At 55.1% G+C, this 25,016-nt stretch carries 24 protein-coding genes, 1 tRNA gene and 1 pseudogene; 17 read left to right on the forward strand and 9 right to left on the reverse strand.

Annotated features, from left to right (window positions below; translation table 11 throughout):
- The first annotated feature begins 55 nt into the window (after positions 1-55).
- On the forward strand, positions 56-2,155 hold the full coding sequence (locus SR908_RS12800) for a TonB-dependent siderophore receptor (RefSeq protein WP_246921812.1): 2,100 nt from the start codon (positions 56-58) through the stop codon (positions 2,153-2,155).
- Positions 2,156-2,292: 137 nt separating this feature from the next.
- On the opposite strand, the gene fhuB is transcribed toward SR908_RS12800, so the two are convergent.
- From fhuB to SR908_RS12825, 5 genes are all read right to left on the reverse strand, one after another.
- On the reverse strand, positions 2,293-4,302 hold the full coding sequence (fhuB, locus tag SR908_RS12805; protein WP_246921814.1) for a Fe(3+)-hydroxamate ABC transporter permease FhuB: 2,010 nt from the start codon (positions 4,300-4,302) through the stop codon (positions 2,293-2,295).
- A complete protein-coding gene (locus SR908_RS12810) occupies positions 4,295-5,227 on the reverse strand; it encodes an ABC transporter substrate-binding protein (protein ID WP_246921816.1) in 933 nt (310 codons plus the stop codon). Before SR908_RS12810 ends, fhuB begins: the two co-directional genes overlap by 8 nt.
- 10 nt (positions 5,228-5,237) lie before the next feature.
- Complete coding sequence (locus SR908_RS12815; RefSeq protein ID WP_246921819.1) at positions 5,238-6,005, reverse strand: ATP-binding cassette domain-containing protein; 768 nt, start codon at positions 6,003-6,005, stop codon at positions 5,238-5,240.
- A 171-nt stretch (positions 6,006-6,176) separates the two neighbouring features.
- Positions 6,177-6,905, reverse strand: a complete 729-nt coding sequence (locus tag SR908_RS12820) for a 4'-phosphopantetheinyl transferase family protein (protein ID WP_246921821.1) — start codon at positions 6,903-6,905, stop codon at positions 6,177-6,179.
- A 3-nt stretch (positions 6,906-6,908) separates the two neighbouring features.
- Positions 6,909-7,499, reverse strand: a complete 591-nt coding sequence (locus SR908_RS12825) for a hypothetical protein (RefSeq protein ID WP_322527360.1) — start codon at positions 7,497-7,499, stop codon at positions 6,909-6,911.
- A gap of 113 nt (positions 7,500-7,612) precedes the next feature.
- On the opposite strand from SR908_RS12825, the gene SR908_RS12830 reads away from it, so the two are divergent.
- The 7 genes from SR908_RS12830 to SR908_RS12860 all read left to right on the forward strand — a co-directional run bounded on the left by SR908_RS12830 (position 7,613) and on the right by SR908_RS12860 (position 11,637).
- Positions 7,613-7,689, forward strand: a tRNA-Ile gene (locus SR908_RS12830).
- 98 nt (positions 7,690-7,787) lie between these two features.
- Positions 7,788-7,988, forward strand: coding sequence for a hypothetical protein (locus SR908_RS12835; RefSeq protein WP_246921827.1), 201 nt, complete (start codon positions 7,788-7,790; stop codon positions 7,986-7,988).
- Positions 7,989-8,195: 207 nt separating this feature from the next.
- A complete protein-coding gene (locus SR908_RS12840) occupies positions 8,196-8,489 on the forward strand; it encodes a site-specific integrase (RefSeq protein WP_246921829.1) in 294 nt (97 codons plus the stop codon).
- A complete protein-coding gene (locus tag SR908_RS12845) occupies positions 8,446-8,847 on the forward strand; it encodes a site-specific integrase (protein WP_246921831.1) in 402 nt (133 codons plus the stop codon). The genes SR908_RS12840 and SR908_RS12845 overlap by 44 nt, the downstream gene beginning before the upstream one ends.
- A 234-nt stretch (positions 8,848-9,081) precedes the next feature.
- Positions 9,082-10,302, forward strand: coding sequence for a hypothetical protein (locus SR908_RS12850; RefSeq protein ID WP_246921832.1), 1,221 nt, complete (start codon positions 9,082-9,084; stop codon positions 10,300-10,302).
- 428 nt (positions 10,303-10,730) lie between these two features.
- Complete coding sequence (locus tag SR908_RS12855) at positions 10,731-10,964, forward strand: plasmid-related protein (protein ID WP_246921834.1); 234 nt, start codon at positions 10,731-10,733, stop codon at positions 10,962-10,964.
- Between the two features lie 238 nt (positions 10,965-11,202).
- Complete coding sequence (locus SR908_RS12860; protein ID WP_246921836.1) at positions 11,203-11,637, forward strand: hypothetical protein; 435 nt, start codon at positions 11,203-11,205, stop codon at positions 11,635-11,637.
- Positions 11,638-11,647: 10 nt separating this feature from the next.
- On the opposite strand, the gene SR908_RS12865 is transcribed toward SR908_RS12860, so the two are convergent.
- The gene (locus SR908_RS12865; RefSeq protein WP_281505595.1) at positions 11,648-12,640 is read right to left on the reverse strand and encodes an IS30 family transposase; all 993 of its coding nucleotides are present in this window, start codon (positions 12,638-12,640) and stop codon (positions 11,648-11,650) included.
- Positions 12,641-12,815: 175 nt separating this feature from the next.
- On the opposite strand from SR908_RS12865, the gene SR908_RS12870 reads away from it, so the two are divergent.
- Positions 12,816-13,139: a hypothetical protein gene (locus tag SR908_RS12870; RefSeq protein ID WP_246926113.1), complete on the forward strand. Its 324-nt coding sequence runs from the start codon at positions 12,816-12,818 to the stop codon at positions 13,137-13,139.
- 2 nt (positions 13,140-13,141) lie between these two features.
- Positions 13,142-13,789, forward strand: coding sequence for a type IV secretion system protein (locus tag SR908_RS12875; RefSeq protein WP_246926116.1), 648 nt, complete (start codon positions 13,142-13,144; stop codon positions 13,787-13,789).
- A 174-nt stretch (positions 13,790-13,963) separates the two neighbouring features.
- Here SR908_RS12875 and SR908_RS12880 read toward each other — a convergent pair.
- Positions 13,964-14,947 (reverse strand): annotated as a pseudogene (locus tag SR908_RS12880) (IS481 family transposase); the annotation flags it as partial.
- 203 nt (positions 14,948-15,150) lie between these two features.
- On the opposite strand from SR908_RS12880, the gene mobC reads away from it, so the two are divergent.
- The 3 genes from mobC to SR908_RS12895 are packed head-to-tail and all read left to right on the forward strand — an operon-like array spanning position 15,151 to position 17,165.
- The gene (gene mobC / locus SR908_RS12885) at positions 15,151-15,675 is read left to right on the forward strand and encodes a plasmid mobilization relaxosome protein MobC (protein ID WP_246926031.1); all 525 of its coding nucleotides are present in this window, start codon (positions 15,151-15,153) and stop codon (positions 15,673-15,675) included.
- A complete protein-coding gene (locus tag SR908_RS12890) occupies positions 15,668-16,177 on the forward strand; it encodes a relaxase/mobilization nuclease domain-containing protein (protein WP_246926029.1) in 510 nt (169 codons plus the stop codon). Before mobC ends, SR908_RS12890 begins: the two co-directional genes overlap by 8 nt.
- A complete protein-coding gene (locus SR908_RS12895) occupies positions 16,170-17,165 on the forward strand; it encodes a relaxase/mobilization nuclease domain-containing protein (protein WP_246926027.1) in 996 nt (331 codons plus the stop codon). Before SR908_RS12890 ends, SR908_RS12895 begins: the two co-directional genes overlap by 8 nt.
- Positions 17,166-17,291: 126 nt before the next feature.
- Here the strand turns inward: SR908_RS12895 and SR908_RS12900 are convergent, their stop codons facing one another.
- On the reverse strand, positions 17,292-19,220 hold the full coding sequence (locus SR908_RS12900; protein ID WP_322527361.1) for a hypothetical protein: 1,929 nt from the start codon (positions 19,218-19,220) through the stop codon (positions 17,292-17,294).
- Positions 19,221-19,390: 170 nt separating this feature from the next.
- Here SR908_RS12900 and SR908_RS12905 point away from each other — a divergent pair, with 170 nt between their 5' ends.
- Positions 19,391-20,380, forward strand: a complete 990-nt coding sequence (locus SR908_RS12905; protein WP_322527353.1) for an IS481 family transposase — start codon at positions 19,391-19,393, stop codon at positions 20,378-20,380.
- Here SR908_RS12905 and SR908_RS12910 read toward each other — a convergent pair.
- The gene (locus SR908_RS12910; RefSeq protein WP_322527362.1) at positions 20,336-21,613 is read right to left on the reverse strand and encodes a hypothetical protein; all 1,278 of its coding nucleotides are present in this window, start codon (positions 21,611-21,613) and stop codon (positions 20,336-20,338) included. The two genes, SR908_RS12905 and SR908_RS12910, sit on opposite strands and share 45 nt — an antisense overlap.
- 615 nt (positions 21,614-22,228) lie before the next feature.
- On the opposite strand from SR908_RS12910, the gene SR908_RS12915 reads away from it, so the two are divergent.
- The 3 genes from SR908_RS12915 (at position 22,229) to SR908_RS12920 (ending at position 24,985) form a co-directional block, all read left to right on the forward strand.
- Entirely contained in the window at positions 22,229-23,776 is a 1,548-nt protein-coding gene (locus SR908_RS12915; protein ID WP_246920545.1) for a nuclease-related domain-containing protein, read from the forward strand.
- 532 nt (positions 23,777-24,308) lie between these two features.
- On the forward strand, positions 24,309-24,551 hold the full coding sequence (locus SR908_RS16780) for a FitA-like ribbon-helix-helix domain-containing protein (RefSeq protein ID WP_378076140.1): 243 nt from the start codon (positions 24,309-24,311) through the stop codon (positions 24,549-24,551).
- Positions 24,548-24,985: a type II toxin-antitoxin system VapC family toxin gene (locus SR908_RS12920; RefSeq protein WP_281504766.1), complete on the forward strand. Its 438-nt coding sequence runs from the start codon at positions 24,548-24,550 to the stop codon at positions 24,983-24,985. Before SR908_RS16780 ends, SR908_RS12920 begins: the two co-directional genes overlap by 4 nt.
- The last annotated feature ends 31 nt before the right edge of the window (positions 24,986-25,016 follow it).

A 25,016-nucleotide genomic window follows, 5' to 3' on the forward strand; every position in this document is an offset into this window, starting at 1 on the left:
TTTGCTTTACGCGTGCTCCCGGCCGTTTGCTAATAAAATGTCACAAGGAAACCTCATGTCCCGCTCCTTCTCCCCGTCGCTGCCGATCAACGTGCTGTCGTCCCCGGCACGCTGCCTGGCCATGGCAACATTACTGCTCGGCTGCCCGCTGGCGGCGCAGGCACAAGACAACGCCGCACAGAGCGATACGGTGGTCGTCACCGCGACGGCGTTGAAGGTTGCCACACCGCCCATGGAAACCCCGCGTGCCGTATCCCAGGTGGGGCGTGACGAACTCGACAAGCGCGCCGTCAATAGTTATGACGAGACCTTCCGCTATCGCAGTGGGGTGCAGTCAGCGCCTTATGGCAGCGACAACGGCGTCGATTGGTTCAACATCCGCGGTTTCAGTGGCGAAGATTCGACCTACCAGGATGGACTACGCCTTTTTCGTGAGGGTGGCTACTTCTGGTGGGTGACCGAGCCCTTCGGCCTGGAGCGCGTCGATCTGCTCAAGGGGCCGGCCTCGATTCTCTACGGCGAAGCGCCTCCCGGTGGTGTGGTTAACGCGATCAGCAAGCGGCCCACCGACGAAAAGCAGGGGCAGTTCGAGATCCAGGGAGGCAACAAGGATCATCGCCAGGTTGGGATCGACACCTCTGGCCCGGTTGCCGGCACCGACAACATGCGCTATCGCATGGTGGGGCTCTTCCGCGAGGGCGATGGCGAACTGGATCACACTGACAATCAGCGGGTATATCTGGCCCCGAGCCTAGCGGTGGATCTCTCTGACGATACCACCGTGACGTTCCTGGCCAGCTACATGAAGGACCACGGGACCCCCAGCAAGGGCTTTCGGCCGGTGGGTGGTTCGTTGGAAGGCACCGAATTCGGGCATATCGACCGCGAAACCAACCTGGGAGAGCCAGATTACGAGCGTCAGGAACGCGAGCAGATTTCCCTAGGCTACGAGCTCGAGCACGATATCGACGACACGTGGCAGTTCCAGCAGAATCTGCGCTACAACAGTATGGATCTGCTACTGCGCTCGCTCTCACCTTTTACCACGCTCAATACGGACGGCCGCACGGTGGGCCGTTACCTGACATATCGCGATGGTAGTTACGATTCTTTTACCGCGGATAATCGCCTGGTAGGTAAGTGGTTTACCGAGAATACCGAAAATACGCTATTGTTGGGGGTCGATTACCAGCACTTTGATGTCGATTATCAGAACGGTGATGGTACAGGGGATTTCGCAGGCTTCGATGTTTTCGATCCTGAGTACGGCAATTATTCGCCTGGCACCTTGCAGTATCATGCCGAAGAGAAAAAAGAGCAGATCGGCGTCTACATACAGGATCAGCTACGCCTGGGAGAGCGCTGGATCCTGCTGGGTGGCGTGCGCCACGACTCGGCTAGCGTGGAAAGCTACAGTGACGATCCCAGTGCAGCGGATTACGATGAAACCGAGAACCAGCTGTCGTTCAGCGGCGGCGTGATGTATCTCGGCGATTACGGAGTCTCGCCTTACCTCAGCTACAGCGAATCGTTCAGTCCGCAAGTCGGGCGCGGGCCGGATGGACAGGCCTACGAACCCAGCGAGGGCGAACAATGGGAAGCCGGGGTCAAGTACACGCCCGATTGGCTGGATGGTTACATGACCGCCGCCGTGTTCGATCTCAAGGAAACCAATACTTTATATACAAATGATCAGTTCATCCAATCGCAAGGCGGTGAACGTCATTCACAAGGTTTCGAACTAGAAGGTGTAGGATATCTGACCGAACAGCTACAGCTGACGGCTTCTTATACCTATCTGGATACGACTATCGAAGATCCCGAGCGTGGTGAGTTCCGCGCCGGTTTGACACCTCGTCACGAGGCCTCGCTATGGCTAGACTATGGCTTCGAGGGTGGCGCCCTGCAGGGGCTGGATGTCGGTGCCGGGGCGCGTTACGTGGGCGAGAGCGTCAACGCCGACCCCAATAGTGACGATGAAGTCTCTTCTTATACTGTGTACGACGCCATGGCCAGCTACGAGATCAACTCCGCGTGGACGGCACAGGTCAACGTCACCAACCTGACGGACAAGGATTATATTCGCGGGTGTGATTCTTGGTGCTACTACGGCGAGTCGCGTAGCGTGATCGGCAGCCTCAATTATCGCTGGTAAGCGGAAAGTTATAAGAAGTCACAAGTAAAATGTAAAAAATGGCCCGGGGAATCCCGGGCCATTTTTTCTTGATCGTCATACTTCATGTGCCGGTACTATTGTCTTCCATCTTCCATCTTCCATCTTCCATCTTGCCCCTACAGCTTCCTCAACGACCACATGAAGTAGGCGCCACCGAGCAGCGAGGACATCAGGCCGGCGGGGATTTCCTCGGGGAACAGCCACTGCCGTCCCAACCAGTCGGCCAGCACCATCAATAATGCGCCCAGCAAAGCGGCGGCGAGCAGGTGGGCGCGTGCCCGCGACGCGCCCAGCAGGCGTGCCATGTGCGGTGCGAGCAACCCCACGAAGGATAGCGGTCCGACCACCAGCGTGGCAGCGGCGGTGAGCAGGGCGACGATCCCCAGCAGGGCGAGGCGCGCTCGGTCGACGTTGACGCCCAGCGAGCGGGCGCTGGAGTTGCCCATCGGCAACAGGTCCAGCCAGCGTGACAGGCATTGCATCGCCAGCGTTAATATCACGGCGCTTGCTACTACGACGATGGCCAAAGTGGTGTCGACGTAATAGGTCGAGCCCGACATCCAGGCCAGAAGCTGCTGCGTGCGAGGGTCGCCGTTGGCCAGCACGATGCTGCGCAGCGGGTCGAACAGCGCGGTGATGGCGATGCCCGTCAACAGCACGCGCTCCGGCTGGAAACCGCTGCGGCGGTTGATCAGTAGCAGCACGCCTAACGTTGCCAATGCGCTCAGGGTGCCGGCGAGCAGTAGCACTGGCAGGCCTACGCCCGGCACGAACAGCACCACGCCGATCAGGCCGATGGCGGTACCGCCGCTGATCCCCACGACTTCCGGACTGGCCATGGGGTTGCCGGTCACGCGTTGAATCAAGGTCCCGGCCAAGGCCAATAGCGTGCCGGCACCCGCCGCCGCCAGCGTGCGCGGCAAGCGCCATTCATGTGTGGCTTGCCAAATTGCCCACGAGGGCCAGGCCCATCCCTCGCTATTCTGGCCGAGCAACAGAGAGGCCGCGAGCGCGACCGTGAGTGCCAGCCCCAACACCATCAGCAAGCGGCCGGGATGCCGACGACGCGGCGCCGTCAGCATGGGTGCGGTATGCGGACGGTCGCCCCCCAGCTTGAGACGCGGGATCAGCCATAACAGCAGCGGTGCACCCAGGGCGGCGGTCGTCGCGCCAGTGGGGATCATGGTCGGTAGCGCGCCGGAAAACCGCTGCAGGAGTTGGTCGGTCGTGGTCAGCAACAAGGCGCCCAATATCGGCGCCCATAGCAAGCGCTGGGGCAGCGTGCGCGCGCCCAGCAGGCGGACGATGGCCGGTGCCGCCAGGCCGATGAAACCAATGATGCCGATCACGCTGACCACGCAGGCGGTGATGAAGACTGCCAGCCCCAGGCTCAGCAGACGCAGATGCTTGAGCGAGACACCCAGGCTGCGGGCGTTGACGTCGTCGAGCTCGAGAATCGCCAGTGGGCGCAGCATGAGCCCGGCCAGCACCAGCGCGATGGCCAGGCGCGGGAGCAGATAGAGCACGCCGTCCCAGCTGTTTTGCGAGAGCGACCCCGCGCCCCACACCATCAAGCCGCGCAACTCTTCCTGGTGAAAGAGGATCAGCGTGGTGCTGACCGCGCCCAGGTAAAGATTGACCACCAATCCGGCGAGTACCACCACCATGGGCGCGAGGCCGCGTCGCCACGCCAGGGCAAACACCAGCCCCATGGCCAGACCGCCGCCCACCAGAGCCACCCATTCGCGGCCGAGAACGAGCAGCCCCGGCGCGAACAGCGTGGCGAGCAGCAAGGCAAGTTGTGCCCCCGTCGCGACGCCAAGAGTCGTGGGCGCGGCCAGGGGGTTGCGTAGCACTTGCTGCATCAAGACCCCGGCGATGCCCAGGGCGCCACCGGCCAGCAGGGCGATCGTCCAGCGTGGCAGCCAGCTGTAGTGCGTCAGCAGCTGGTCGATGTTGCCTTCGTCGGGGGCGAACAGTGCCTGCGCCCACTGCGCGACGGGCAGTTGCGTTGCGAGTGAGAGACCGCTCAGAGCAAGACACACCAGCGCGAGCAGTGTGCAGAGACGCGCAGGGGTCAGCACGAAATGCGGGAACGGCAAGGAACGGGAGATCCAGTCACTCATCAGGCGTCTCACGGGTCGGCGGTGTTGCGGCCGCGTCGATGAGCGTCTGGCTAAGATGATCGGCGAAGCGTGCTGCGGAGGGGGCGCCGCCGAAACTCCATACCGGTGGCAGCGTGAGCACGTCGTCGCGACGTACGGACGGCAAGTGTTGCCACAGAGCGCTCGATTCGAGGCGCTCTTCGACGCCGACGGGTAGCGGCTCGATCACGACCAGGCGTGCATCATCGAGCTTGGCCAATGTTTCCAATCCCACGGTGGAGAATCCCCAGTAATTGGTGTTGTCCTGCCAGGCGTTTTCCAGGCCCAGGCGCTGCATGACAGCGTTATAGAGGCTATTTTCGCCGAACACGCGCACATGACGGTCGTCGACGAACTGCACGACGAGCAAGGGCCGGTCGTCGATCTCCCGGCTAGCGAGCGTGTGCCGCAAGAGCGCGAGGTGAGCGTCCAGCCAGGCGAGCAGCGTGTCCGCCTCCGCCTTGCGGTTGGCAATGGCGCCGATCTCGCGGGTGGCACTTTTCAGCCGCGTCCACAGATCGCTGCCGGGGCTATAGAGCGCGACGGTGTCGGTCGGGGCGATGCGTTCGAGGCTAGGTGACAGGGTGCTGAACATCGGCGAGAGCAGAATACGGTCGGGCGCGAGCTGGGCCAGCAGTTCACGATTGGGTTGCGCACGCAGTCCGATATCGGCCACTTCGTCGGGCAGCGGCGGTGCGCCTACCCATTCGCGGTAGGCATCCGTTTGCGCCACGCCCACGGGCGTCACGCCGAGTGCCAGCAGCGTTTCGGCGATGGTCCAGTCGACGGTGGCGATACGCGGCGTTTCAGCGGCGCTGGTGGTATGCGGCCCGGCGAGAAGCACCAGCAACGCCAAGGCAAGGAAATGAAAGCGGAGAGCGTCTCCGCGCATCGACAACGGCGTCACAGCGACTCCATCAATGCAGCACGGCGATGGGGTGCTCGCCGCCGGGGTGGGACATGACCCGCATGGGGATGCCGTAGATGGCTTCCAGAGTGGCATCGCACATCAAGTCACTGGGCGCGCCTTGGGCAAGCACTTGCCCGCTGTGCAGGGCGATCAGATGATCGCAGTAACGCGCTGCCATGTTGACGTCGTGAAGGACGATGACGACGCCTAGCCCCAGCTCACGACACAGTGATCGCACCAAGGCCAGCACTTCCACCTGATGGGCGATGTCCAGCGCCGCCAGGGGTTCGTCCAACAGCAGGAAGCGGCTTTCCTGGGCGAGCAGCATCGCCAACCACACGCGCTGGCGCTCGCCGCCGGAAAGCGTGTCGACCAAGCGGTCGGCGAAGGCTTCGGTATGGGTGAGCGCGATGGCACGATCGATCTGCGTCTTGTCTTTACCGTTGAGACGCCCCAGAAGGCCATGCCAGGGATAGCGCCCGAAGCCCACCAGCTCGCGGCCGGTGAGGTTATCGGCGCTGGGCAGGTGTTGGGGCAGATACGCCACGTGGCGGGCGAATTCACGCGTGCCCCAATCGGCGAGTGGACGCTTGTCGAGGCGAATGCCGCCTCGGCTGGGGGCTTGTTGTTGCGCGAGAAGCTTGAGCAGGGTCGACTTGCCCGAGCCGTTATGGCCAATCAGCCCATACACCTTGCCTTCCTCGAAAGTGAGGTCGGTGGGTTGCAATAGGCACTGGCCGTTGACCTCGAAGCTGGCAGCGTCGACGTTGAACATCAGGTGGACCCCAAGCGGGAGAAAGCATAGGGCGCAATCGTAATTCAAATAAGAACGGTTATCAAAACTCCTTGCCCCGTCATGACGCGGGGTGAGCGTATTGGAGGGGCCCCTCAGAGGAGCGGGCCGTCCAGGGATCAGGCGCCATGATCCGAATAGCAAAGAGTCTGCCTAGAACGGCAGCGCGATCACACTCAAGAGTCGGCGTGGATCCGCCACGTACTGGCCATGGCACGGCGTGCCGGCGGGCCAGTCAGGGGCGAGCGTGGTGAGAAGACGAAGCGTGACGCGGCCTTCTTCGGGTTGCCAGTTCGCGAGTTCGGCATCCTGAAAGTAAAAGCGTCGCTGCACTAGCGGGAACAGTGCCTTGAACAGGCTTTCCTTGCAGGAGAAGACCAGGGTGGTGAACATTGCCTGCTCCTCGGCGGGGAGCCGGTCGCGCCAGTCGCGTTCCCGGGGTGTGAGAATCTGCGGCGAGAGACGCGTCGCGCGTGCCGCCGGCATCAGTGTTTCGGCATCCAGCCCCAGCCCCTGCCAATGGCGAGCCGGCGCCGCCAGGGCGGCGGCGAAACCGGCACTGTGCGTAATGCTTCCGACCGTGCCCGCTGGCCAGCAAGGCGCCCGTGTCTCCGCGATTCCTGGTACCTCGGCATGGCCCGTCACGGCGCGCAGGGCATCGCGAGCGCACAGGCGTCCGGCGAGAAACTCCGCACGGCGCTTGGCAACGGCCGAGCTAAGCCCTGTTGGCAGGGCGATGCCGTGCTCGGTAAAAGCCGCTTCGCATATCGCGTCCGCCGTGAAATTCACCCCCCGCCAGGCGACATGGGGTAGCGTATGCGGCCAGGGCCACGCCTGCTGCCAGTCCTGACAGCCGGCGGGGAGATCGAGCGTTTCCGGCATGCGTCAGCGATCCACCAGTACCGCGTCGAGTTCGACCGGCACTTCGTCGTCGATCTGCTGATAGCCGAGCAGGCCGAGCACCGTGCGCGCGGTCTGATTCTGCATGATGACGTTGCCATCCAGCGCCACCGCCTCGGCATTGCGAACGCGTATCTCGCTTTCGCTCTCACGCGTGAAACGCACCTTCAGCGGTTGCTGCTGCGAGGCATCGCCATCCTTCACGCTGAGTGTTAGCGTTTCGGTGCGAGACTCGCCGACGGGTAGATTGTCGAGCACGCCTGGGTCCAGTTGCGTGACCACCGTGGTCAGCTCGGTATCCGACAGGCTCTCCATCCACGGTGGGAGATCGCCCAACTGATCCAAGACATCGGTTTGATTGAGCCGCACGGGTAGGCGCAGCGTGCCATCCTCCGCGATATGGCCGTCCATGCGCTTCAATGCGTGGCGATGCGCCACTGACTCGCCGGACGACGTGATCTCGGTGATCGTCGTCTCGACGCGTGACTTCTCCGGATCCAGTTGCCAATCCGCCTGCGCCACGCAAGGCAGCGCGACCACGCCCAACGCCGCTGCCCAAGCAAAACGACGCGCCATTCGCTTCATTTGATACATCACCAAACCCTCCATGGGATGGAATCACACTCCAGGAGCCAATCACCCCTAGTCTCGTTTATCGGCTTCCGCTATGATACTGCCCCGTCGCGATAGGGCCTATAGCTCAGTTGGTTAGAGCAGGGGACTCATAATCCCTTGGTCGCAGGTTCAAGTCCTGCTGGGCCCACCAATCTTTTCAATAGCTTAGCGCTTTGCGCTGGCGTGAGCCCCATAGTCCAAGGGTGCAGTTTCGGTACAGTGCCGATCCTTCAGCCCCTGGAGTTTTGCATGGACACCATTGTTAAGACCCCCTCTGGTAGCTGGAAAGCCGTCATTCGAAAGACCGGCTGGCCCACTACTGCCAAGACCTTTCGTACCAAACGAGATGCTCAGGATTGGTCACGCCGTACCGAAGATGAAATGGTGCGCGGTGTCTATATCCAGCGCAGGGCCTCGGAGCGCATGACCTTGGAATCGGCCCTTAAGTGATACTTGGCCGACGTTACCCCTACCAAGAAGCCCAGCACCCAGAAGAGCGAGCGCGATAAGGCCGTGAAGCTCGTCGAGCACTTGGGTAAATATTCTCTCGCAGCTTTAATGCCTGACCTCATCGCAAATTATCGCGATACCCGTTTGAACAGCCTAGGGCGCAGAGGTTCACCGACCAGCCCCAACACTATGCGCCTGGAGCTTGCCTTGCTCAGCCACCTCTACACCGTCGCCATCCAGGAATGGGGGCTGGGGTTGACCTACAACCCCGTTCAGAACATCCGCAAGCCCAGCCCGGGGGAGGGGCGAGATCGGCGCCTGAGCCCCGACGAGGAGAAGCGCCTTTTCGCCGTGCTCCGGCAGCACAGCAACCCCATGCTGGCCTGGATCGCCAGAATCGCCCTGGAGACGGGCATGCGCTCCTCGGAGAACCTGACCCTCACGATCACAGGTCGACGTGAAACGCCGCGTGGTGCGCCTCACCGACACCAAGAACAATGAAGCCCGCCTGGTGCCGCTGACCCAAGCCGCGACCGAGGTGTTCAAGCAGGCGCTGAACAACCCGGTGCGCCCGCTCGACTGCGACCTGGTGTTCTTCGGTGAGCCTGGCCGGGACGGCAAGCGCGGCCCCTACGCCTACACCAAGCTCTGGAATCAGGCGAAGAAGAAGGCCGGCCTTGATGACTTCCGCTTTCATGACCTGCGCCATGAAGCCGTCAGCCGGCTGGTCGAGGCCGGACTGTCTGATCAGGAGGTCGCCGCGATCAGTGGCCACAAGTCGATGCAGATGCTGCGGCGGTATACCCACTTGAGGGCTGAAGATCTAGTCGAAAAGCTGGATAAAATCATAATCAACTAAATTTAGTGCTTTTAGTTTATTCTTTGCAACGTTGATCAGATTTTTTTTTAAATGACGAGGTCGAATTGAAGCTTTAGAGCGTTGTGGCTCAAGATATTTTTTTATGTTGATAGGTGATATTGTAGTGCCACATGGTTTAAGATGATGGGTTGTGACTTTTTTATGTAGAAGTGTATATTGTAAGTCCTGACATGAAAATTTAGTTGGTTATCTATTATGAAAAGGAGGAGTGGTTTGTATTATGATTATTTTAACCAGCCAGGGATGGAAGGTTTGCATATCTTTGAGTTCTCTAACTCCCCTTACGCTTCTTTTTTTTATGAGGATTCATTGGTTTTTGAGAGAAATAAAAAGAAAATTGGCGTTGTTGACCAGTTTCAAGGAAAAAGGCCTGCCGTCCTCAATAAAGATTTTTTGGTGAACGGAAAGCAACTTCAGCTTTGTTTTGTTCAGACTTTAATATTAGACTCGCACGTAATTGATGGTCTCCATCGGTTCGTCTCCGGCGCAGGAAAGTTAGATGACAGCGCGAGATTGGTTATAATAGACTTTTTAAAGCATGTTTCTAGGATGAGATGTGACTATAGTCCTGTATTTTATTTGGTTGAGAATTTTGCTAAGTCTCCGATAGAGCAATTCATTAAAAAATCTTCTGAAAAGCTTTGCTCTCTTCTCAAGCTTCATTGTATGGATGAAGAAATTTTTATTGAAAGCAATAGAATTGAATTGAAGAGCGATGCGGTTGAGTATTATTGTAGTTTATATAAGGCTTCAGACTTAGATGGTTGTGCGGTTAATTGGGTGGAGTCTTTCTTGGCCACTGGCGGGTTGGGATATTATGAGAACATGATAAAAGTTTCTTATGCCTGCTTGTTAAAGATGGTTTTGCTCCACTTCATGGATCCTAAAGTTAATCAGGAAAATGTTCTCAGAAAAAATGATGAGTTTGAGACGTTTTTGTGTAAAGATCTGAAGGTGCTCCCTGCTAGAGAGCTTAACTTGGCATTATACTATTTTTCAAACCTGGCTGGTAGATTTGTCAATGTACAGTCGAATATGGGGTTTGATAAGGCAGTTAAGAACCTAAAAGCAACTGCATGGGATCTGTTACTTTTGAGACTCCCTGAGTTTTTGCTAACTCCATCGAGTTTGCCAGAGGTTAATACGGCTTATGTGGTCACCTCTGAAGAAAAGCTTTTGTCTGTTGGAAATATGTTTGGTGTGGAGTCTATTTACTATCCGGATCTGGAATCAAAAGGGTCTCCGTTGCTCAGCTTTAAAACAGAGGTTTTTGAGTCCATTATATCTAAAGAGAAGCTTGGATGCTTGTGGAGAAATAGAGCTGAGTTGTCGATTAAGCGCGCACGAGAAAAAACCGCAACCCCCATATCAGATGAAATGCTAGATTGGCTAATAGAAGACTTAGAAAATCAAATGCGCAACCTATGCACGTAAAGCTATTGATGGTCCATTGAAGCCAATATAGTCTATATGCCGATGGCATTCACCTGACACATCCCCCTGTAGCTCTCTACAGTTAATCACTACTTTCTTTCGTGTTCCTGAGTTCCTCTTTCGGTATCTGGGAACCCTTTATTGAAGACAGAAAGAGTTTTACGAATAATAAGAATAATAACATTATTATTCTTATGGTCCAGCAGGTCTGGCTGTGTCGGCGGTGTGGGTGCAGGTAATGTTTTTTTGCTTGTTTTTGTTAATCCTTTGTCTCATGGCGGTTTATCCGGAAATTTAACCATCAAAGTAGTATGTTTTGATAATCAGGGTATGGTGCATTGATGGGTTCTGGAAAGTTGTGAGGTTGAGCTTTGTTTTTGTTTGGTTAGCATTGATTACGTCGTTGTATGATTGATGGGGCGCTAGCCATGAATGTCGAAGATTATCTTGTTGAGCGGTTCGGCCTGCTGATGAGCATATCAGACCTGGCGGATCTTCTTGGTCGTTCGCCCGATGGCGTGCGGGTTTCTCTTTATTCAGATACGGAGGTCTCCCGGAAGCTGAAGCCGACGATGGTGAAGGTGGGGCGCCGTGTCTATTTCCGGACGCTCCAAGTAAAAGACGCCCTGGATTTGGAGCCTTCTGAATATGGCGCGTGTTAGTCCATCGGTAGTGCAGAAAATTCTGGGTAGGGTAGTCGCCTATCATGCCGCGTTCACGCTCCTTCCCGGCGTTTCAGTTCCTGGTGCAGTCTTCCTTAGCCAAGCATTTTACTGGACACGTAACACCAAGGCGGAGGAAAGAGGCGGGTGGTTTTACAAAAATCAGCGTGGCAGAGATAGTTGGGAGTCAGAAACTGGGCTTTCTCCAAAGCAGCAGGCTAACGCTAGGAAATCGCTAGTGGAAATTGGCGTATTGGAAGAGGAAAGGAGAGATGTTCCTGCAAAAATGTGGTATCGGGTGAACTGCGAGCGCTTGCTTGAGCTTCTGGCGGAGCAACTCGACGAAGAGCCTTCTGGAAGTGGTTGTAATTCCCAGTTTTTCCCTTTGGTAGATTCTACTGTCCCTTCCGGCCAATCTGGTGATCAGGATGGTCAAACCTTGATTCTACCAAAGGGCAAATCTATTACAGAGAATACAACACAGAGTACATCAAGAAATAATGGCGGGGTGGCCAAAGCTGAGAGCTATCCTGGGCGCGAATCAAAATTAACGCGGGCCGAGATGGCTGAGTTGCTGGGCCAGCAAAGAGCAGACCTCATAGCCAGAAATTACGGCAGCGATAAGGTTGGAGCTCCTGCAGTAGAAGAAATGCGCAGAACCCTCCGCACATAGGATCCTGAATTCAACCAATAAGCGCAGCACCTGCGGTATCCAGGGCGCCTGAGTATTCCCCCAGAAACACCTGTGCCGGTGTCCGATAACCGAGCCGCTTTCGGGGGCGATCATTGAGCTTATTGACGGTCTTTCTCAGTTCGGCATCCGTCACCTGTCGAAAATCGGTTCCCTTGGGATAGTACTGCCGTATCAAGCCATTCGTATTTTCATTGGTCCCGCGTTGGCCGGAGCAATAGGGATCGCAGAAATAGATCGCCGCTGACACTGCCGTGGCTACTGCCTCGTGATTGGCGAACTCCGAGCCGTTGTCCAGCGTCACGGTCTGAACAGCCCCACGCCGGGGCTTCAGCAGACGAATCATAGCTTTTTGTGTCAGATCGGCGGTGATTTGAGGGAGTCGAGTGGCCAGCAGATAGCCACTGCGGCGCTCAACCAGCGTGACCAATCCGGACTGCTTATGTCCCTTGAGCACCGTATCGCCTTCCCAGTGGCCAATCGTGAGCCGATCATCCACCTCAGCGGCGCGGTACTCGATACCCACTCGGTTCGGAATCTTGCCGAGTCCGGCGCTCTTGGCCTGTGCACGGTGCTTACTCCGCCGCTTGGGTTGCCGGAGATATCGCCACAGCCCGCCACCACGTACCTTGTCATCCCAGATCAACGAATAGATCCACTGATGGCTCACGTAAGCACCGTTGGCCTTGGCCATAAAGCCACTGATTTGCTGAGGGCTCCATTCGTCAGCCAGTTGATCAGTCACCCAGCGCATGAGGCTGGGGAGTCGCTTTGTCATTTTCCAGGCAGTTCGCCTCCGCTGATCACTGCGCGCCTGAGCCTGGCAGGGATCGTAGCCATCAGGAGAGATGTTACGGCGCAATTCGCGACTGACGGTGCTGCTGTGGATGCCAAGCACTCTGGCGATCTGCCGCTGGGTCATCCGGACACCCCGTTGGGCGTGAATCTGGTATCGTTGGGTCTGGGTCAGCTGTCGGTATCCCATGCTCTGCTTCACTTTGGTCGGTAAAGTCGAGAGGGTATCGGCGCTGGCCCTCCTTCCTCTACCTGGCGGTCCAAAGTGCTGCGGTTATTCTATGAATCCAGGGATTCAAGCGGCGCGGAACGGGGGTGATGGCCCCGGCCGCGCCTAACCACGACTGCCTGCATGGGAGGCATACATGGTTAACAGACAGGGTATCACACCCGCCTTCGCCGACAGTGGCCTGTCACGGCTGTACCGATCACACGCGGTCGAACAGCACGCCATCCAGAGTGAGATTCGAACTCTGGTGATCATTGCCGGTTACGCTTGCGATTTTCTCACCGAAGGGTTGGAAGCCCTTCCCGAAGACTTCTTCACCTGCATCGAGGAGATGAAAGAGGTGATGGAGTCCATCGACCTGAAAAGTCTGGATTTTGAAAAGCGGTCGCTCACTCTCCAGAGGACGAAACGGCGTCTGGAGGCCAAGGCGACCCGCCAGAATCGTCAAAAGGAGGTCTGATCATGAGCAACAAAATTTCGTGCGCACGAAAAATCGCTGGTGTCGCTCTCGCGGCCACTATCGGTCTATCGCAGCCAGCCATGGCGGGCGGGATTCCCGTCATCGATACGTCGAACCTGGCCCAGCAGATCCTGCAAGTAGAGCACATGCTGAGCCAGCTCGAACAACTGCAAGACCAGCTCGAAACGGCCAATAGGCAACTGGACAGCATGAGTGGTTCCCGTGGCCTGGCTGGCGTCATCGACTCGGCCTATAACACTGCAGTGAATGTCGATCCTAACCAGGTGCTGAGTGACGCCGGCATCAGGGGCGCGAACGAACATGGCCTGTCCGGTGACGTGGCGGACTTGTACGACAGCGGCAACCAGAACACGGCGACTTGGCTTGGCCAGTCCCAAAAGTCCCTGGAACAAGCTCAGGAGCGCTTTAGCGAGCTAGCCGGATTGGTGGCCGAGGTCAACAACAGCCCGGACCAGAAAGACGTTCTGGACCTCCAGGCCCGTATCGGCGCCGAGGAAGTCTTGCTGCAAAACGAGATGGCCAAGCTGACCATGCTCCGGTCGCAAGCCGAGGCCAACCGGGCAATGCACAACCAGCGCGTTCAGCAGATGGCCATCGAGTCATCCGGCGAGCCCCGCGACATCTGGTAAGGAGGCCCCATGAGTGTCAGGAAATTTTCGTGCGCACGAAATTTTACAGTCGTGGCCCTGGTCAGCGTCGCGCTGACCGGGTGCTTTGACGACACCCCGGAAGCCGGCCCGGTGCAGACTGTGGACTGGTATCAGGCCCACGACGACGAACGCCAGGCCACACTGGAAGTACGTGTCGGGTCCCGTGTGATTGACTACCCGCTTGGTAAATAACTCAGGACGCTTGGTCTGCCATTCCTTCATCATCGCAATCGGTGATTGATGGTGCAGCGCCTTCTGCGGGATGTGGTGATTGTACAGCCAGGTGTAGCGTTTGAGCGTCTGCTCCAGGTCCTCGCCTGAGGTATAGCGCCGAGTCGCCAGCACATCGCTGATACGGCCGTTGAAGCGCTCCACCATGCCGTTTGTCTGCGGTCTTCCCGGCTTGATCAGACGGTGCTCGATACCAAGGGCCTGGCACTCTTGGTCAAACGGGTGATTCCCGCTGGGCTTGCGCTCCCCCGCCCGCGTGAAGCGATCGGTGAATGACTTGCCGTTGTCGGTCAGTACCGTCTGGACCTGGAAGGGAGCCTTCTCCTCCACCCGCTTCATGAACGCCCGCGCATCCTTCGCGGACTGGCTGCGTCTCACCTCCAGATGGACCCAGCGCGTGGCGCGATCGATGGCGACGTACAGGTAGCGTTTTTGCTCCTCATCGGGCATCCGGGGCAGGTGCTTGATGTCGATGTGCACGTAGCCCGGCTCATAATCTTTGAAGGGCTTGTGCCGGGGTTTCTCATCGTCGCCCGCGTCCCGTCTAGACAGCTCTGCCAGTGTCGGCACCTCGCGCCGCTTGAGCATGCGATGCAGACCAGAACGCGACAAGCCAGGATTGAGGAACTCACGCGCCACGACGAGCAGATCATCCAGGCCGAGGCGCAGGAATTCGCGCGCCGCGATCAGCACCTCTTCCTGTTCGGAAGTGAGCGTGGCCAGCAGGTTGTGACGCGTGTGCGGTCGGTCCTGGACATCGTCACGGTACCGCCAGCGCCGGATGGTCGAGACGGCGACGCCGTACTGGCGTGCTAGCTCGCTGTCGCTGATGCTGGAAGGCGCTGCCTGGATCTCGGCCCGGATCTTCGGAGTGGTGGTCGCCTGTTTATGTAGCTTGATGTCCATATCCTTGCTCCCGGATGAACTGGTGAAGAAGCTCCTTGGCGGCCAGCAAAGGATAACTTCTATAGCTCATCTGATCATCCGGGACCCTACACGTACGCACGAAAAGAATGAATGGGTTTAGATCTAGGGCAGGATTCGGCAAGTGCTGGCGTATGCCGGCAAACTTGCCTAGCCCACCTCTCAGCGGTGGAGAAAACTGGACTATGCCGAGAGTTGAAGCACGCCTGACAGAAATCGAGAAGAACGCCTGGGCGCAGTTCTGCAAGGCCAACGGCCTACGCGAGTCGGACATGCTGCGGCGAATGATTCAGCGCGTTGCCGGCAGGGCTGTGACTGTAATGGCGGACGACCAAGAGGACGAAGCTAGGTCCCGAAAGCTCACCATCCGCCTATCACCCACTCAGGAAGGCTGGCTAGCACAACGTGCTCAAGAGGAGGGCTATCCCAGCCGTACCAGTTGGGTCACGTCGATGGTTATGGCTGAACTGTATCAAGAGCCCGTGCTGACGGACGCCGAGGTGGCCGTCTTGCGGGAGTCAAACAGGGAATTGCGTGCCATTGGTAAAAACCTGAACCAGGTCGCCAAGGTTTTGAACATCGAATTTCGTGAGAGCGACAAGCTCAAGCGGGAGGCCATCGAGGCGCTGGCCGAGAGAATTGAGCAGCACAAGGACCAGGTGGCCAGTCTGCTGTCCAGGAACATGAATCGATGGAGGGATGATGGATAAGCCGGAAGTCGTCGTGCGGATAGTCAGTAATGCATACGATGCGGACCAAGTTGAGAGCGATTTGCTTCGCATCAGTAAGAACGGAGCAGTGGAGCTTGAGGACGAAAGCGGCCAGTTCTCTTTCACGGAAGATATGGTACGTGACCTGGCTCAATACTGGTCGAGGTTTCAAGGTCGGCAGCGCAAGAACTCTCGTTATACCACCAATATCGTTCTGTCGATGCCGGCCGGAACCGAGCCGCAGGCGCTAAAAAGGGCCTCCCAGGCGTTCGCCAAGCGGCAGTTTGGTCAGAATTTTCAGTATGCCATGGCACTGCACATGGACACCGACAATCCGCATGTCCAACTCACGGTACGAAATCTTGGCAATGATGGGCGTCGGTTGCATGTGGCGAAGGGCGACCCGCAGAAGTGGCGGGAGGCCTTCGCGGCCGAGCTGGAACGGTGCGGGGTGGAAGCGAAAGCCACATTAAAGGCCACCCGAAGGAGGAAAGATGGGTAGTCTGGCTGACGACACGATTGCTGACCTGCTGGAAGGCCCGGTCAAGAGCAAGGGTGGACGATCCGGCAACCGTGCGCGTGCGCGGCGAGTGGTGAACTATGCGCCCGAGGTCATGGTGAAGATCACTGGTAATGCCAAGGGAGCCGATCATGTCCAGTCCCACCTGGACTACATCAGCCGCACCGGCAATCTGGAGCTCGAGGACGAGCGCGGCGACGTGATCCATGGGAAAGACGAGGTACGGGCCCTGGCCAAGGACTGGTCGCAGGATCAGGGCATGCGCCGGAAGAACACCCGCGATACCACCAATATCATCATGTCCATGCCGGCCGGCACTGAGCCGCGTGACGTGAAGAAAGCCGTTCGAGCGTTTGCCAAACGACAGTTTGGCCAGAATCATCAGTATGTCATGGCGCTGCACACCGACACGGATAGCCCCCACGTCCACCTGACGGTGAAGAGTCTGGGCTATGACGGGCGCCGGCTGAATGTGAAGAAGGGCGACCCGCAGAAGTGGCGGGAGGCCTTCGCGGCCGAGCTGGAGCGCCGAGGGGTGGAGGCCGAGGCGACGCCACGCGCCACTCGTGGCGTGATCAAGAGGGGGGTCAGCCAAGCAGTGCACCACATTCGCGAGAAAGGCCAGACGCCAGAGGTGGACCAGGCGAAGGTCCGGGAGGTTCTCGAGGACTTCCGCGACCAGCGGGCCGGAAAAGCACTGAAGCCGCGGCCCTGGGAGGATCGTATCAAGGAGCGCCAGACCTACGTTCGCAAGGCCTGGCTGACGGCGGCCAAGGACTTAGCCCAGAGCCACGACTCCGATGACCAGGAGCTGGCCAAGCGCATCGCGACGTTTGTAGGTTCTATGCCGCCGATGAAGACCGAGCGCCACGAATTCCAGGAGAAGGTTGCGGGCCGGCTGCAAGGGCGTGTTCAAATGCGTCAAAAGAAAGAGAAAGACAGAGCAGAAAATTATCAAGATGAGCGATAGAAGGAGCCGGTAGCATCGACTATTCAAAACAATAACTATGTCTCAATGCCCTAAGTAACCAACGCTTAGGGCTATTTTTACTTTTATATATTTAGTGGCTCTTGTCATAAAGTATAAAGCATAGAATTAATCTTCAGCATCGCTGAGTATGTATCGATGTCCTTTTTCAATACCAATTCTTGGTTCAATCCCATATCTAAGTGAAAGAGTTCCAGTTAATGGATCATCCTCACTTTCCTCGAATGCAATGTTTACATAAATGCCTTCGTCGAACTCCGCTATTTCTAAAGATTCCATGTTTTCTTTTGGGGTGAGAAAACATTCAGGTGACCTTGAGAACGGGAGCCTGTAAGTCTCAATGCCATCAATGTGACAAATGTATGATTCTGGCATTCCACTCTCAATCTTTATTTCATAGGGGAGTCTTTCGGATTTCGGAGTGTAATCCCACTTTGATGAATCAATTTTCTTAAAAACACTCCATGGCCCTATGAAAAGGATAGGGGTTTTTCCAGATTTTATTATTGATCTTCCCTCATTAACGGCATGTTCTATTACTTCGTTAGCTGATTTTACTTCATGGTTTGTCCAGTTTGTTCCCATGATTAATTTTCGAAAGGTATCTAGCTGAGCTCTTTGCCTCATTACGTTGTTAAGCCACTCTTTCTCATTTATGGCTCTGTTCACCTCAAGGCCTCTCCCAACATTGGATTTATTAAAATTAGTTATCTTGAAAGTCCTTAAGGTTACTTCTGAAGCTGAAGTGTGAAAAACTTTGTCGAACATGCTTAATGGAATAGGTCCTTTCTCTTTTGAGAAATTATTCTCGGAAGCGTAGGAGCTATAGCTACGAAGGATATTTTCATCTACATCAGACTCTATGATTGATCTGGTGGTATCTTCTTTTAAGTCATTGATTAGGACGTCTACTGATTTTTCGAAATTTGACTTTCTTGATTTCATTTCCTCATGGTCTATATCAAATAGGTCTATAATTTTTTCTTCTATTTCTTCGGTTGTGCTTTTCAAGCTGCTTAAGCTGTTTATCAAGTTTTCTTTTTCTACTATGGAACAGGAGTTGAGGAACGATTGCCAATCCCTACTGATTGAAAATTCCCTAGTGGAGAGCCCGATTCCATATGTTGTAAAAAAAACTGACAGATATTGGTCGCGCGTATTCCCATCGAAAGAATACACTCTGCCAGAAACCCAAGCAGGTTCTTGAATTCTTGCAACATTTTCTATGTGCTTTTCCAGTCTCTCTTTATAATCATTTTGGGTGTTCCATGAACCATTTTGTCTAAGGTAAATCCCGATTAGTTCGCTGGCATTGTTTATTGAGTTAGTTGTATTGCTTATGTGCCCTGACGGCTTGATTCTTTTTGCTTCAGTTATGTAGCTCAAGAATTCTTTGAGAATATGGTTATCTATATATCCAGTTAGTGAGATGATGTAAGCCGCGGTTAGGCAGCGTATGTCGGTCCAATAATTCAGCAAAGAGATTGTTGCGGCTTCTATCTCATTAAAGTTGTTTTTTTCGGCTATAAGTTCTTTAAGGCCTTCCGGTATGTCTTGCATTAGGTCGGGTGTGACAATTGCGCTATGCCACATGTAGTAGTTGGCTAGTTTGTGTATTTCTATGAATTCGTCCTCCCAGTATATTAGAGCATCAATGGCCCATTTTGCAGCCTCTATGTTTTTATGCTTTATAGAGGTTATTGCCATATGGCTGGTTCTTTCCAAATGGGTTATTTTATACCAATATTCACTGTCTGATATCGTTGCGTCATCTTTGCCAATTCGGTTTTTCCAGCTTTCCCAGCTTCCAATAAAGTGTTTTATTGCTCTGTCTTCATTGCTATCTTTATGTGAGGATTTGCTGTCATTTCCACTAATCCACTCCATAAGCTTTACCCATATGAAGTAGTGGCCTTCAATGTATTCTTGACCAATGTTTTTCGGCCTTGCAGAATTTTCAAAAGCGAATAGTCCAAGATAAAAATAACACCAGCTCTCATAATAGCTGTTGTCTTGTTGTATGCGGCTTGTAACCAATGATGAAACATTAGTTCCTTCCACTATAAAGGTGAAGAGAAAGTCCTTCCCGAAAAACCTTGCTTCTGGTAGGAGTAACTGTAGGGTCCCGGATGATCAGATGAGCTATAGAAGTTATCCTTTGCTGGCCGCCAAGGAGCTTCTTCACCAGTTCATCCGGGAGCAAGGATATGGACATCAAGCTACATAAACAGGCGACCACCACTCCGAAGATCCGGGCCGAGATCCAGGCAGCGCCTTCCAGCATCAGCGACAGCGAGCTAGCACGCCAGTACGGCGTCGCCGTCTCGACCATCCGGCGCTGGCGGTACCGTGACGATGTCCAGGACCGACCGCACACGCGTCACAACCTGCTGGCCACGCTCACTTCCGAACAGGAAGAGGTGCTGATCGCGGCGCGCGAATTCCTGCGCCTCGGCCTGGATGATCTGCTCGTCGTGGCGCGTGAGTTCCTCAATCCTGGCTTGTCGCGTTCTGGTCTGCATCGCATGCTCAAGCGGCGCGAGGTGCCGACACTGGCAGAGCTGTCTAGACGGGACGCGGGCGACGATGAGAAACCCCGGCACAAGCCCTTCAAAGATTATGAGCCGGGCTACGTGCACATCGACATCAAGCACCTGCCCCGGATGCCCGATGAGGAGCAAAAACGCTACCTGTACGTCGCCATCGATCGCGCCACGCGCTGGGTCCATCTGGAGGTGAGACGCAGCCAGTCCGCGAAGGATGCGCGGGCGTTCATGAAGCGGGTGGAGGAGAAGGCTCCCTTCCAGGTCCAGACGGTACTGACCGACAACGGCAAGTCATTCACCGATCGCTTCACGCGGGCGGGGGAGCGCAAGCCCAGCGGGAATCACCCGTTTGACCAAGAGTGCCAGGCCCTTGGTATCGAGCACCGTCTGATCAAGCCGGGAAGACCGCAGACAAACGGCATGGTGGAGCGCTTCAACGGCCGTATCAGCGATGTGCTGGCGACTCGGCGCTATACCTCAGGCGAGGACCTGGAGCAGACGCTCAAACGCTACACCTGGCTGTACAATCACCACATCCCGCAGAAGGCGCTGCACCATCAATCACCGATTGCGATGATGAAGGAATGGCAGACCAAGCGTCCTGAGTTATTTACCAAGCGGGTAGTCAATCACACGGGACCCGACAAGTAACCAGTTGTCTGGTTTACCTTGTTCGTTGGTAAACTGGCATGATTTTTCTATTTCCTTTTGGAACTTTATTAGTTCATCTCTTGACTGCTGGAATTGGTTGCTATTGTTTTCTTTTAATGAATCTTCTAGTTGGCCAAATAAGGCTGAGACTATTTCCGCTACGCTGAGTGATTTGCTTGGTTTTATTTTAGATGTTCGTATGGAATATTTTATTATGGCCTTGGAAAGTGAGTTTGCTTTAGAGAGGCTGGTCTCAGCGATTTTAATATCTGGATGTCCTTTGTCATTGATTTTGATAGAAAAGCAGAGAGTATGCTCATTGTTTTTATCTTCTGATATTCTTGCCTGAATGTTTAAGATTGATATACTGAACTTTATAGGCCTAAGTAAAATATTGCTGACAACCTGGTTGTCTGAAATTTTATTTATTTTCGTTGGTAGCTCTTCTAAAGTGTATGGCTTTACCTTAAGGTTGTTTTTTTTAGTGCTTTCACAAAGCTCTTTTAGTAGTGCGGAGTTCCCGTGGTGCGCCTCAAGTCTTTTTCTTATACCATTCTTCATTACTTCGTTTATGGAGTATTTGAGAACCATGTTCATTCTTTCTTCAGTGTGTAAAAATTGAATAGTCTTCCATAGAAACCATCCTGATAAAAATAAGTTAAATAAAAACCAGCCGGTTAGTGCGTAAGATGCTGCCGAGATAGTATGGAACTCTAGCCAAGGTGAAATGGCATTTGTTATAGTTGAGCTGAGTATTAAGGTTAAAGAGCTGAAACCGACGAGCATAAACCCTGAGCAATCTTTATAGATAGCCCACATTGCTTTGTTGGAAGACTTGCCTTGTAGCAATATGCCAATAAAAGCTATTACCAGTGGAAAGATAAGGCCAACCAAAGTTGCCTGAGTTCCTAATAGTGTCCCCTGGATTTCAATGACTTTATCTAGGCTGTTTATAGGTTTTGGAAGAATCTCCTTCAGCTCATGATAGTTTTTAGAAATTAAAGATGTCGCTATGGCATACGTTGTAGCTATTATGGCAGTAGCTTTAATGGTATTTTTGGCTCCCCATGTCACCAGCCTTTCTAGTGATGGCCATTTGTTGTTTTTAAAATTTCTGTTTTTAAGTAACGTTTCTCTAATGTCCTTCTCGGCCCGATATTTAACGGAGTCTAGTGTTGCTTCAATTCTCCAAAGCATATTTTGTTCCCTGAGCTTGAGAGGAGAGAGTTTCACTTAAGGTTATATCTCTATATTGTATCGTGTCTATGCGTTTCACGTACTCGCACAGGTGCGAGGCCGTCGCGGCCAACGGCGATCGAGCAACCGCGCTCTATACCGAGGATCTGCTCAGCTACGTGTGGGAGTGCTGGCAAGAGCGCTGGGAGAGGTACTGCAAGGCCAACTCGCAGGCGCCTGAGACTGTGGTTGTGCAGCAGGTCGTCCGCGAGCAGGAGCTAACCTGCTACCGGCTCACCAAGCGCGAGGAGAAGCGCCTGCGACTGGAAGAGGCCGAGGGCGATTCGGCCCCACCCCGGTCAGCGAGGTGGGCTCCGGCAAGCCCCACGATCCAGAGAAGCAGCGCCTGGCCGATCGAGCCAAGCTCCGACAATCGAGCATCAGGCACCATACCTCTGTACCGTGCAGCCAAAGTCAATGGCAGCGTCCCACAACTGGCCGTGTGACAAATTCACTGCCGCACATTGTGACTGAAGGCCAGTATCATTGGTGGAAATGATAAAATTTATCCTTTTGAATCAATGCTATATATCATAATGCAAAAAAGGAAGAGCATGAACATGTATCTATGTTATTAATAGCGCTGTGTGACATAAGGCATGGGGAGGGAGCATGGATCCGATCACTGACTATCTTGAAACCAATGGGCCCTCGCTCACCAGCGAGGTCGCCCAATATCTGATCGACACCTACAGCCTCACTCCATCAGCAGCGCGTAAACGTGTCTCGCGGGCGGGCGGCGAGGTGCGGCGGCTGGCGGGGATCGTCTTCCCGCACAAGGCGCGTTTCCTCTATCTCCAACAACAATTCGGTTCTCCATGGTATTGGGAGAGCTTGGCGCAAGCATTAATCGAGTCCAACTCAGCATATGGCTATGCCATTGCTGCCCTTAGGCAGCGTGGCGGTATTGTGCCAGCCAAACAGTTCCCCACCATCTGCGGTGCGCCGCTTCGTCAGCAACGCCAACTCTCGCCCGACACGATCTTCGAGCGGCTATCCGATGCCAAGCTGCTGACCAAGGTCACACTCTCGGGTGTCGGGGAGTGCATTGCTTTGATCCAGGAGGAGGGACACTACGAAACCCAAGCCGACCACATGCGTGCGGAGCTCCTCACCGAAGATATCCTACTCACTGCCGTCAAGGATTGGCTGCGCAGGCTCGGCATTGCGAGCTTCGGGCAGGTGGCGCTGCGTGGCGGCGAAAAAACACCTCAGGTTGGGACCTTCGCTTGGGACCTGTCCGCTCCCTGCTATCTCGGCCACATGGTTCGCAAAGGCCCAGATGGTAAGGCAAAGCCCGGTTTTGTCGCCTGTGACGTCTTCCTAGGCAAGGACATGACCGGGGCTGGCGTTGCACCTTTCATCCGTAAATGTTTGACCTTGCGCAGCCTTCCCAAGATTGGGCCATGCATGCAAATTCTCGTCGCCAACCGTTTCGATCATGATGCCTTCCTATTACTCAAGCGCCACGGGATTATTCCCGCAACGCCAAAGACACTGTTCGGCGAGGAGGTGGCCGAAGCGCTAACCCAGCTCACTTCGGTGCTGATCAATGCTGCCCACGCGATCATCGATCCCGGCCAGTTCGATGACCTGTTTAGGAAGCTCAGCAAAATCGAAGGCGCTGCTAACCAGCTTCGCGGCACTCTGTTCGAGTATATTGCCGCAGAGGTCGCCCGTCAGAAACTCGCGACTGAAGTCAGCATGAACCGCATCTTCAAGGTGCCTGGCAGTGAGGCCGAAGCGGATATCGTTGCTGTGACACCGCACCATGGTATTACTCTTATTGAGTGCAAGGGTTATAGCCCTAGGGCAACTATCCCGGACAAGCTGTTCAAACGCTGGCTTGAGCACAATGTTCCGACCTGCTATGCCGCGATCAAACAGCATCCGGACTGGAAGGGGCTGCCAATTTCCTTCGAGTTTTGGACAACCGCGCCGCTAACCGATGAGTCAATGGCGTTGTTCACTAAAGCCAAGTCGAGTATCCGGCCGAGCCGCTATACGATTGACTTGAAACTAGGGCCAGATCTACTCGGGACTATAAAGAAGACCCGTAATCCGAGCCTGATTACCGCATTCGAGAAGCATTTCGTCAAAATCGAACGTGAGCCAGAGGTTTTTCCGGAGAACATCGATCTCGATATGTTTCCCTCTTGACGCCTTCCTCTGTCGCTGAATATCTCTTCACGTTACGGCATGGCTGGTATCGGTGGACGACGCGACCCCAGCTACCGGCCGCGCCCGGCTGGCGATGGCGGCATGCACCTGATGATGCCGGACGCCTAGCTGCTATCGCCTACGCATCTTGCCTCAAAGGAGCAGAGCGATGCGTGACAAGAGCAACTCAGCGGTACACCAGCGGTACACACACCAGCTTCCTATGCCTATCCTCAACCTTCGCTAACCTACTGATTCCGAAGAACTGTACCTTTCGCTGGATTACGGTTGCTTTTCCTTGTGTGTCAGTAACTTATTGTATTAAAAGCGAACTCATAATCCCTTGGTCGCAGGTTCAAGTCCTGCTGGGCCCACCATCTTCAACACCTGCCGCATCTAGCGTGATCCTCAAAGGCTGCCATTAGCCGCTCACCTCCCGCCATAGAACATCAACCATGCCCTCTGTCGAGAAGGCGGTTTTGACAGTTTGATGCTATCATTGATTGCATTGAGATCGCATGGGGAGGCTAGTATGGCGTCGATCACGATTCGCAATTTAGACGAGCAGGTAAAGGCTCAGCTTCGTATGGAAGCGGCCAGGCATGGTCACTCCATGGAAGAAGAGGTACGCATAATTCTCCGCAGCGCCTTGAGCCAACCTCAAAAAGGGGGGCTAGGCAGTCGTATACGGGAGCGCTTTGCGGCAGCGGGAGGTGTCGATCTGGAAGTGCCAGCCAGGTCTGATAAGCCTCGTGCTCCGGACCTCGACGTATGATCGTCCTGGATACCAACGTGCTATCCGAGCTTATGCGGCCCGAACCGGACACGTGCGTCGTCGCCTGGCTGGATAGTCAGGACACGAGTGCCGTGACCATTTCCGCTATTACTGTGGCAGAAATGCTCTATGGCATCGAGCGCATGCCTAGCGGCAAGCGCCAACGCCGTTTCGCCGCCATGGCAGCGGCGATGTTTGAAGAAGATTTTGCAGGCCGCATTCTGCCATTCGATGAGGTCGCGGCGGTGCACTACGCAGAACAAGTAGCCATCAGTGAGCGCGCAGGCAGGGTGGTGCATACCGCTGACGCTCAAATCGCCGCGATCTGTCGACAGCATCACGCTACGCTGGCTACACGCAACGTGAAGGACTTCGAGTCGCTTGGCATCGACATACTCAACCCGTGGGAGCATCGCTCAGCGCCAAGATCGTAAGCGCCGGGTGCGCTCCTTCGTTATTGGCTTC

The organism is Chromohalobacter canadensis, from assembly GCF_034479555.1.
GTDB classification, from domain to species: domain Bacteria; phylum Pseudomonadota; class Gammaproteobacteria; order Pseudomonadales; family Halomonadaceae; genus Chromohalobacter; species Chromohalobacter canadensis.

Excerpts from the sequence above, each read along its gene's own strand:
- SR908_RS16780 (WP_378076140.1), top strand. The coding sequence starts at position 24,309 with ATGGCGTCGATCACGATTCGCAATTTAGACGAGCAGGTAAAGGCTCAG.
- SR908_RS12800 (WP_246921812.1), top strand. The coding sequence starts at position 56 with ATGTCCCGCTCCTTCTCCCCGTCGCTGCCGATCAACGTGCTGTCGTCC.
- SR908_RS12835 (WP_246921827.1), top strand. The coding sequence starts at position 7,788 with ATGGACACCATTGTTAAGACCCCCTCTGGTAGCTGGAAAGCCGTCATT.
- SR908_RS12890 (WP_246926029.1), top strand. The coding sequence starts at position 15,668 with ATGGATAAGCCGGAAGTCGTCGTGCGGATAGTCAGTAATGCATACGAT.
- mobC (WP_246926031.1), top strand. The coding sequence starts at position 15,151 with ATGCCGAGAGTTGAAGCACGCCTGACAGAAATCGAGAAGAACGCCTGG.
- fhuB (WP_246921814.1), bottom strand. The coding sequence starts at position 4,302 with ATGAGTGACTGGATCTCCCGTTCCTTGCCGTTCCCGCATTTCGTGCTG.
- SR908_RS12870 (WP_246926113.1), top strand. The coding sequence starts at position 12,816 with ATGGTTAACAGACAGGGTATCACACCCGCCTTCGCCGACAGTGGCCTG.
- SR908_RS12895 (WP_246926027.1), top strand. The coding sequence starts at position 16,170 with ATGGGTAGTCTGGCTGACGACACGATTGCTGACCTGCTGGAAGGCCCG.
- SR908_RS12905 (WP_322527353.1), top strand. The coding sequence starts at position 19,391 with ATGGACATCAAGCTACATAAACAGGCGACCACCACTCCGAAGATCCGG.
- SR908_RS12825 (WP_322527360.1), bottom strand. The coding sequence starts at position 7,499 with ATGGCGCGTCGTTTTGCTTGGGCAGCGGCGTTGGGCGTGGTCGCGCTG.
- SR908_RS12920 (WP_281504766.1), top strand. The coding sequence starts at position 24,548 with ATGATCGTCCTGGATACCAACGTGCTATCCGAGCTTATGCGGCCCGAA.
- SR908_RS12815 (WP_246921819.1), bottom strand. The coding sequence starts at position 6,005 with ATGTTCAACGTCGACGCTGCCAGCTTCGAGGTCAACGGCCAGTGCCTA.
- SR908_RS12875 (WP_246926116.1), top strand. The coding sequence starts at position 13,142 with ATGAGCAACAAAATTTCGTGCGCACGAAAAATCGCTGGTGTCGCTCTC.
- SR908_RS12855 (WP_246921834.1), top strand. The coding sequence starts at position 10,731 with ATGAATGTCGAAGATTATCTTGTTGAGCGGTTCGGCCTGCTGATGAGC.
- SR908_RS12820 (WP_246921821.1), bottom strand. The coding sequence starts at position 6,905 with ATGCCGGAAACGCTCGATCTCCCCGCCGGCTGTCAGGACTGGCAGCAG.
- SR908_RS12915 (WP_246920545.1), top strand. The coding sequence starts at position 22,229 with ATGGATCCGATCACTGACTATCTTGAAACCAATGGGCCCTCGCTCACC.
- SR908_RS12865 (WP_281505595.1), bottom strand. The coding sequence starts at position 12,640 with ATGGGATACCGACAGCTGACCCAGACCCAACGATACCAGATTCACGCC.